Genomic DNA, 8,061 nt, shown 5'->3' on the forward strand with positions numbered 1-8,061 from the left:
GGAAGGCGTGTACACTGTCGGTGAGGGTCATGGGCGGTCCTCCCCGTCCACCCGGAAGGGGTTGGTTTCCAGCGGGAAGGATTCGTCACATGGCCCTCCACTACTGTCAACACTAATGCGAAACAGGACAGGCTAGGGCTCCTGGACGACCTGCGGCCGCTAGAGAGCCGGCCAAAACTCACGCTGCTGATCCTCTCCGCCTTCCTGCCCATGCTCCTGGGCGTGCGGTTCGAATTGCTGCCGCCCCTGCTGGGCGCACCGCTGGCCGCCTTCTGGATCCTGGGGGCGACCAACGCCTTCAACTGGCTGGACAACATGGACGGGGTCGCGGCCGGCGTGGCGGTGATTGCGGCGGTGGGGCTGGCGGTCCTGTCGCTCGACGGTGCCGGTCACGTGGCGCGGCCGGCCCTCCTGCTGGCTGCGGCGGCGCTGGGGTTTCTCCCCCACAACTTCCCGCCGGCCCGCATCTTCATGGGCGACTGCGGCAGCGGCTTCCTGGGCTTCACGCTGGCCACCCTGGCCGTCCTGGGCTCCCACCGGAACGTCGGCGGCGTCCTCCTCACCGTGCTCGTGCCCGGTCTGATCCTGGCCGTGCCCATCTTCGACAGCGCCACGGTCACCGTGCTGCGGCTGGTGCACCGCCGGCCCCTCTTCCAGGGCGGCCGCGACCACCCCGCCCACCGGCTGGTCACCCTGGGCCTGCCGGAGCGAAAGGCCGTCGTGCTGCTGTACCTCCTCAGCGCGGCCGCAGGGGCTGCGGGGCTGGCGGTGACGGGCCTCAACATCCTGACGGGGCTGATCGTGAGCGTGCTGCTGGCACTGGGGTTTGCGGCGCTGGGGCTGGTGCTGGCGGAGGTGCGCGTGTACGAGCCAGGAGCCTCCGGAGGCGACGGGGACGGGCGGGGCCCACGCATCCCGTTGAACGGGCACACCGCCCTCCCGGCGCCGTTCCTCCAGAAGAAGTGGATCGCGGTCATGCTGGCCGACCTGGTGTTGGTTCCGACGGCCTTCGTCGCCGCCCACCTGCTCCGGTTTGAGGGGACCCTGCCGCCCACGGTGGCGGCTGCGGTGGCGCAGGCGCTGCCGCTGGTGGTCGCGGTCAAGGTGGCGGTACTGGCGCTTGCGGGGGTCTACCGCGGCGCCTGGCGCTACGCCGGCGCCCTGGACCTCCTGAGGCTGGCCCAGGGCGCGACGCTGGGTTCGGCAGCCGCGGTGACGGTGCTGTGGGTCTGGAGGGGGCTTGGGGGCCTCTCCCGCGCCGCGCTGATCCTGGACTGGCTGCTCGCGGTGCTCCTGCTGGGCGCCAGTCGCTTCTCCCTGCGCATCATCCGCGAGTACCTGATCGCGCAGACCGATCGCGGTCGGCCCGTGCTCATCTTCGGGGCAGGGAGCGGGGGAGTACTGGTGCTCCAGGAGCTGCGCCAGAACCCGTCGCTGGGATACCGGCCGGTGGGCTTCGTCGACGACGACCCGGGCAAGCGCGGCGCCGTGGTGCAGGGGCTGCGCGTGCTGGGCAACCGGCGCGAGCTGGGCGAGCTGGTCCGCCGCTACGGGGTGGAGGAGGTGCTGGTGGCGGCGCCGTCCGCTCCCCCTGAGGTGGTCGAGGAGGTCGTCGGGGCGTGTCGGGAGGCGGGAGCGCGCGCCCGCGTGGCGGGGTTCGTGCTCGTATGAGAGGCGCGCTGGGAGGTCGGGGCCATGGGGGGCTTCCAAGGGCGCAAACTTGCGGCTCGCTGAAGCGGAGAGTGCCGGACGGGCCGTGGCGGAATCCCGGACGACTCGGATGAAATTCGCCCAGACAGCATACGGGCATCGCCCGCGTCGACGTGGATGGTAGGAGAGGAGCTGGACAGCACGATGATTGAGGATCAGGATTCAGGGCGACCGCGTGGTGAGTGGCGGGAAGGAGCGAATGGGAAAACTGCCGTCTTCGAGGGCAGTGTCTCCCGCCGGCGCTTCCTGAAGACTGTCGGTATCGGAATAACCGCGCAGCCACTGGCCAACTTCTGGCTGCACCACGTCGACCTCGCTCAGGACCACATCGACGGGGGCGGGGAACACCTCGCCGAGGGCGTGGCGCCTGACCCACGCATCGAGCAGGACCGCGAGCCTCAGCACGACGCGCTGGTGGGAGGGGCCGGGGGCGGGGGTCACGTGGAGGTCGCCCCCGAGGAGCTCGCGCCGCATCCCGTCGTCCGGCATCCGCAGGTAGTCCTGGTAGGTGAGCACGAGCTTCCCGTGTGCCATGCGGTTCTCCCTTGGTGCATATCGTAACACGCTGCCTCCGGCGGTCATCCGGTTGCCGGTCCACCCGTGGCCGGAGCCCCTATCGTGTAGGGCCGGGAGCGCCGGCTGAGCGGGAGGAGGGGAGCGTGTACACCGCCGCGGTGGTCCTCAACCTGGAGGAGCGCCTGGTCCGGCGGACGGCCACTGTCGCCGTGGTCGGGGCGGGGTACGTGGGGCTGCCGCTGGCCCTGGCCTTCGTACGCCGCGGGTTTCCGGTACGGATCTACGACGTCGACGCGACGAAGGTGGCGACCCTCAACGCCGGTCGCTCCTACATCCGCGACGTCCCTGCCCGCGCCGTGCAGCGGGCGTTCGGCGCCGGCCTGGTCGCCTCGTGTGACGCCGCCGTGCTGGCGGGTGCGGACGTCTCGCTTCTGTGCGTCCCCACCCCCTGCACGCCCCAGAAGGAGCCCGACACCTCCCACATCGCCCGCGCGGCCGAGGCGGTGGCCGCGCACCTAAGGCCCGGGCACCTGGTGGTGCTGCGCAGCACCTCCTACCCGGGAACCACCGAGGAGGTGGTGCGGCCCATCCTGGAGCGCACGGGGCTGCGGGTGGGGGAGGAGGTCTTCCTGGCCTTCGCCCCCGAGCGCGTCGACCCGGGGCACACGCGGCGGACGCTCGGGCGGGTGCCGGTGGTGGTGGGCGGGTGCGACCGCATCAGCGCGCGACTGGCCGCCCGCCTGCTGGGGCAGGTGGCGCCGCGCGTGGTGGTGGTCTCCTCCCCGGCCGCCGCCGAGATGGCCAAGCTGCTGGAGAACGTCTTCCGCAACGTGAACATCGCCCTGGTGAACCAGGTGGCCCAGCTGTGCGACCGCATGGGCCTGGACATCTGGGAGGTGGTGGACGCCGCCGCCACCAAGCCCTACGGCTTCATGCCCTTCCGGCCGGGACTGGTGGGCGGGCACTGCATCCCCGTGGACCCCTACTACCTGGCCTGGAAGGCGCGGGAGTACGACTTCCACATGGACTTCATCGAGCTGGCGGCGCGGGTGAACGAAGAGATGCCCTTCTACGTCGTCAACCGCATCATCGCCGCCCTCTACGACCACGGGGCGGCGAACGGCAACGGCGGGCGGCGCGTGCTGGCGCTGGGCGTGGCCTTCAAGAAGGACGTCGACGACGTGCGCCACTCCCCGGCCCTCAAGGTGATGGAGCTGCTGCGGCGCCACCGGGTGGAGGTGGTCTACCACGACCCCTACGTGCCGGAGGTGCGGCTGGAGGGGTCGGGGACGGTGCTGCGCAGCCAGCCGCTGGAGCCGGCGCTCGTGGCCGGGGTGGACTGCGTGGTCATCCTCACCGACCACTCGGGGATCGACTACGGGGAGATCGTGCGGGACGCGCGGCTGGTGTTCGACGTGCGCAACGCCACCCGCGGGGTGCGGGTGGGGCGGGAGAAGGTGATCAGGCTGTAACAGGTGCGGCACCGGAGGCCGAGGTGGAGTCGACCGTCGATCGTGTCCTCGGGGAGCTTGAGCGACCCCTCATCGGCCCATCAGTGTGACTCCCGTCGTGCTGATGGTGCAGGTCGCCCTCTCAGGGATGTTTGCCGACCCGCACGCTGGGGGGGGCTCATGCGGATGCGCTCAAAGCTGACGGTAGCCCATCACCTTGACGCTCTCTGCGCTGGCCATCCTTGCGATGGCATTCCTCCTCCTCGCCGCTCTCATGATTCACTCGCGGGATCGCCTCTGACGGCCCCGTCAGACGCTCCAAGGTGCCCCCACCCACTCAGGCGGGCGATGCGCACGGCGATGACCGGGCACCCCTCGAGCGGCAGCTCACGGTACTGGGGGTAGCGCGCCCGCAGCAGGTCCAGGGCCCGAGCGTACTCCGGCCCCTCGGTGAGGAGTTCGGCCCGCCCCTCCGCCAGGACGAACCCCAGCCGCTCCCAATCCTCGTCGTAGGCGTCCACCAGCACCGCCACGGCGGGGTTCTCGCGGATGTTGCGCACGCGCCGCAGGCGGTCGGGCGCGGCTCGCTTGGGTTTGCGGTCGATGGGCGTGTACACCGTGTCCCCGGATACGGCGTACACCACGGGGACGACGTGGGGGCGCCCGGCGGCGTCGGCGGTGGCCAGGCGCGCCACCCGGTGGCCCGCGAGGAAGGCCCGCAGCACGCTCGGGGGAGGGGATCGCCTGGCCATCGCGCCTCGCCCATGCTCCCCGCTCATGCCTCCATGCTATCCTGGTGCGGAATCGCTCCGACACAGGCGGCGCATGAGCATCGACTCCCCCCGCACCCGGGTCTGTCCGGCCTGCGGCACGGTGAACCCGGCCGAGGCGCAGTTCTGCATGCGCTGCGGGGTGGCGCTGGCGCGCCGGTGCCTCGTCTGCGGCACCGACAACGCCCCCGACGCCCAGTTCTGCCTCCGCTGCGGCGCGCCGCTGGCGGTGGGGGCGGTGGCGGAGCGGCGCGTGGTGACGGTCCTCTTCGCCGACCTGGTCGGGTCCACGCCGCTCACCCTGCGCCAGGACCCCGAGGCCACCCGGGCCCTCGTCGCCGAGTACTTCGCCGCGATGCGCGGGGAGATCGAACGGTACGGCGGCACGGTGGAGAAGTTCGTCGGAGACGCCGTGATGGCCGTCTTCGGCTTGCCGGTGGCCCACGAGGACGACCCCGAGCGGGCGGTCCGGGCGGCCTGGGCGATGTGCCGCCGCCTGGCCACTGTAAATGCGCGGCAGGGTGCCGATCTCCAGATCAGGATCGGGATCGCGACGGGGGAGGTGGTCGCCGACTCGACAGCCGCCGCATCCGGCAGTGGACAATTCATGGTCACGGGCGAGGCGGTGAACCTGGCCGCCCGGCTGCAGCAGGGCGGGGTGCCGGGGGCCATCGTCGTGGACGACCGCACCCACGACATGACGGTGGCCACGGTGCGCTACGAAGCCCTGCCGGCGCCGCAGGACGGAGACTTCCCGGGCGTGGCCCGCTACCGGGTGGTCGAGGTCCTGGAGCGCCGGGCGCCTGGCCGTCCGGCGGTCAAGGGGCTCCGGGCACCGCTCGTGGGCCGGCAGGACGAGATGGAGGTGCTGCAGGTCCTCTACCGCCGGGTCGTGGAGGACCGCAAGCACCACCTCGTCACCGTCATCGGTCCCGCGGGCGTGGGGAAGAGCCGGCTGGCCCAGGAGCTCGTGGAACGCCTGCAGGCTGCCGCGGCCGAGGCGACCGGGTTAGCCGCCCCAGCGCCCCACGCGACCGCCGGGGCTGACAGCGAGGAGGTGCCCAGGGTCGTGCCTCCGCCCCAGGTCCTGCGGGGCCGCTGCCCGGCCTACGGCGAGGGCCTGACCTACTGGCCCCTGGTGGAGATGCTCAAGCAGGAGTGCGGCATCAAGGACAACGACCCCGCCGAGGTGGCCGCCCAGAAACTCGTTGCCGGCGTCCAGCGCGTCGTTGAGCCCCATGCCGGCACGGAGGAGACCGACCGGACGGCTGCCGAGCTGGCCGCGCTGCTGGGCGTTCGCCTCCCCCAGCACTATGAGGCGCTCTGGCGGGAGCGGCTGGCCGCCCTCAAGCAGGTGGTCGAGGGACGCCCGTCACCGGTTCGACAGCCCCAGGCCGAGACCGAGGGGCAGCGCCGGGCCGGGGACGAGCTGGCCCGGGCCTGGCGGACCTTCCTGCTGGCCAAGGCGCAGCAAGGGCCGCTCCTGCTCCTCTTCGAGGACCTCCATTGGGCCGAGGAGAGCCTGCTCGACCTTCTCGAAACGCTGGCGGTGCGGGGCCTCGACGCGCCGATCCTCACCCTCTGCCTGGCCCGGCCGGAGTTCCTGGAGCGCCATCCGGGCTGGGGGGGACGGGTGCGCAACTATGTGGCGGTCTCGCTCTCCCCGCTCTCCACGGCGTACAGCCGTCGCCTGCTCGGCGCGCTCCTGCAGGGGGACGACCTGCCGCCGGACGTCCGGGAAGCCGTGCTGGCCCGCGCCGAGGGGAACCCCTACTTCATCGAGGAGATCCTGCGCATGCTCATCGACGCGGGTGACCTGGTGCGGGAGGAGGTGCCCGGCCCGGCTCCGGGAGCTCCCGCCGCCGTCCGCTGGCGCTGGGCGGCCACGCACCCCGTCGAGATCCGCCTTCCCGACACCATCCACGGCATCCTGGCCTCGCGCCTCGACCTCCTCTCGCCGCTGGAGAAGCGCGTGGCCCAGGTGGCCTCGGTGGTCGGCCGCATCTTCTGGCTGGGCGGGGTGGCGGCCGCCGGGGCGTTTAGCCTGCGGGAGGCGGCGGTGGCGCTGGAGCGGCTGCAGGAGCGCGAGCTCGTGGAGGAACTGCCCACCGCGCACCTGGCCGGGGAGCGGGAGTTCAGGTTCAAGCACGCGCTCGTGCGCGAGGTGGCCCACGCGTCGCTGCCGAAGGCGGCACGCAGCGAGGCGCACCAGCGCTTCGCCACCTGGCTGGAGCGGGTGGCCGTCGAGAACCTGGACGAGCACCTGGAGGTGCTGGCCCACCACTACGAGCAGGCGTGGCGGTACCGCTTCGAGACCGGGGACCGCAGTGAGGCGCCGGCCCGCCGGGCGGTCGAGGCGCTGCGCCGCGCGGGCCAGCGGGCGAAGGCGCTGCGCACCCTGCCGGAGGCGCGCCGCCTCTTCGAGCGGGCGCTGGCCATCGTCCGCAGCACAGGGCTCGACGCCGACCAGGAGCTGCTGGTGAAGCTCCTCACCGACCACGCCGAGGTGGCCAAGTGGATGACCGACCCGGCCACGGTCCTCGAGGACACCGACACGGTCCTGCGTCTCGCTCCGCCGGTGGGCCGCGAGGACCTGGTGGCGCGGGCCTGGCTGAACCGGGCCTTCGCCATGTACGACCGGAGCGACCTGGAGGGGGCGGAGGAGGCGGTGAACCGGGCCCTGGAGCTCTTCCGCGCCCTGGAGGACCGGCAGGGGGAGGCCGAGGCGCTGGAGTGGTTCGGCAACGTGGTGGACGACCTGCGCGAGAACCCCGGCCGCGCCCAGAAGGCCTACCGCAAGGCCATCGAGCTCTACCGGGAGCTGGGGGACGGGCAGGGGGTGGCGCGGGCCACGGCGTGGCTGGGGCGCTCGCTGATCACGAGCGGCGCGCCGCTGGCGCAGGCCAAGGCGGTGCTCACCGAGGCGCTGGCGCTCGGCCGGACGCACCGCGAGCGGCTCAGCGAGCCCTCGACGCTGCTCAGCCTGGGGATCGTGGCCCACCTCACCGGCGACCACGAGGAGGCCGTCCGCCTCTACCGGGCGGCGACCCGGGCGCGGCAGGAGCTCGGCGACCCGCTCTACCAGGCGGCGGCCCACCGGCACCTGGGCATGCACTACCTGCGCTACGGCTACCTGGACGAGGCGCAGCGGGAGCTGGAGGAGACAGAGCGCCTGATCCGGCAGCACGCCGGGACCGAGTCGCCCATGGCCCTGCGCGGGCTGGCGGAGGTGGCGCTGGCCCGCGGGGACGTCGTCCAGGCAGCGGACCTGGCGGAGAAGGCGCTCGCGCTGGTGCAGAAGGACCAGATCGCCCGCGCCACCTTCAGCGCCACGCTGGGCAAGGTGCGGGCGGCGCAGGGGAGGGGGGAGGAGGCAGAGGCGCTCTTCCGGGGGGCCCTGGAGACGCTGGAGCAGGAGGACTTCCGCATCGACCTGGCGCTCACGTTGCTGAAGTACGGCGAGGCGCTGCTCCTGGTGGGGGAGGCGGAGCGGGCGGTAGGGCCGCTCCTGCGGGCGCGGGGGATCTTCCAGGAGATGGGCGCGACTTACTTCGTGCGGGAAGTCGACGGGCGGCTGCAGGGAGCGGCGCCGTCACCCGCAACACCTCCCTAGT

5 protein-coding genes are annotated in these 8,061 nt (G+C 72.5%); 3 read left to right on the forward strand and 2 right to left on the reverse strand.

Going from position 1 to position 8,061, the window contains the following annotated elements:
* The first annotated feature begins 141 nt into the window (after positions 1-141).
* Entirely contained in the window at positions 142-1,671 is a 1,530-nt protein-coding gene (locus RB146_13770) for a hypothetical protein (protein ID MDQ7830032.1), read from the forward strand.
* A 201-nt stretch (positions 1,672-1,872) separates the two neighbouring features.
* Here RB146_13770 and RB146_13775 read toward each other — a convergent pair whose 3' ends face one another.
* A complete protein-coding gene (locus tag RB146_13775) occupies positions 1,873-2,244 on the reverse strand; it encodes a Uma2 family endonuclease (GenBank protein ID MDQ7830033.1) in 372 nt (123 codons plus the stop codon).
* Between the two features lie 125 nt (positions 2,245-2,369).
* Here RB146_13775 and RB146_13780 point away from each other — a divergent pair, with 125 nt between their 5' ends.
* Positions 2,370-3,698: a nucleotide sugar dehydrogenase gene (locus RB146_13780; GenBank protein ID MDQ7830034.1), complete on the forward strand. Its 1,329-nt coding sequence runs from the start codon at positions 2,370-2,372 to the stop codon at positions 3,696-3,698.
* 251 nt (positions 3,699-3,949) lie between these two features.
* Here RB146_13780 and RB146_13785 read toward each other — a convergent pair whose 3' ends face one another.
* Positions 3,950-4,429 carry a TIGR03668 family PPOX class F420-dependent oxidoreductase gene (locus RB146_13785; protein ID MDQ7830035.1) on the reverse strand — a complete coding sequence of 160 codons (480 nt, stop codon included), beginning with the start codon at positions 4,427-4,429 and terminating at the stop codon, positions 3,950-3,952.
* Between the two features lie 73 nt (positions 4,430-4,502).
* On the opposite strand from RB146_13785, the gene RB146_13790 reads away from it, so the two are divergent.
* The gene (locus RB146_13790) at positions 4,503-8,060 is read left to right on the forward strand and encodes an adenylate/guanylate cyclase domain-containing protein (protein MDQ7830036.1); all 3,558 of its coding nucleotides are present in this window, start codon (positions 4,503-4,505) and stop codon (positions 8,058-8,060) included.
* Position 8,061 lies beyond the last annotated feature (1 nt).

It is taken from the genome of Armatimonadota bacterium (genome assembly GCA_031081585.1).
Taxonomy (GTDB): Bacteria; Sysuimicrobiota; Sysuimicrobiia; order Sysuimicrobiales; family Humicultoraceae; genus Geohabitans; species Geohabitans tengchongensis.

What these genes read in the sequence shown, in the direction of transcription:
- RB146_13775 (MDQ7830033.1), bottom strand. Translation starts at nt 2,244, where the DNA reads ATGGCACACGGGAAGCTCGTGCTCACCTACCAGGACTACCTGCGGATG.
- RB146_13790 (MDQ7830036.1), top strand. Translation starts at nt 4,503, where the DNA reads ATGAGCATCGACTCCCCCCGCACCCGGGTCTGTCCGGCCTGCGGCACG.
- RB146_13785 (MDQ7830035.1), bottom strand. Translation starts at nt 4,429, where the DNA reads ATGGCCAGGCGATCCCCTCCCCCGAGCGTGCTGCGGGCCTTCCTCGCG.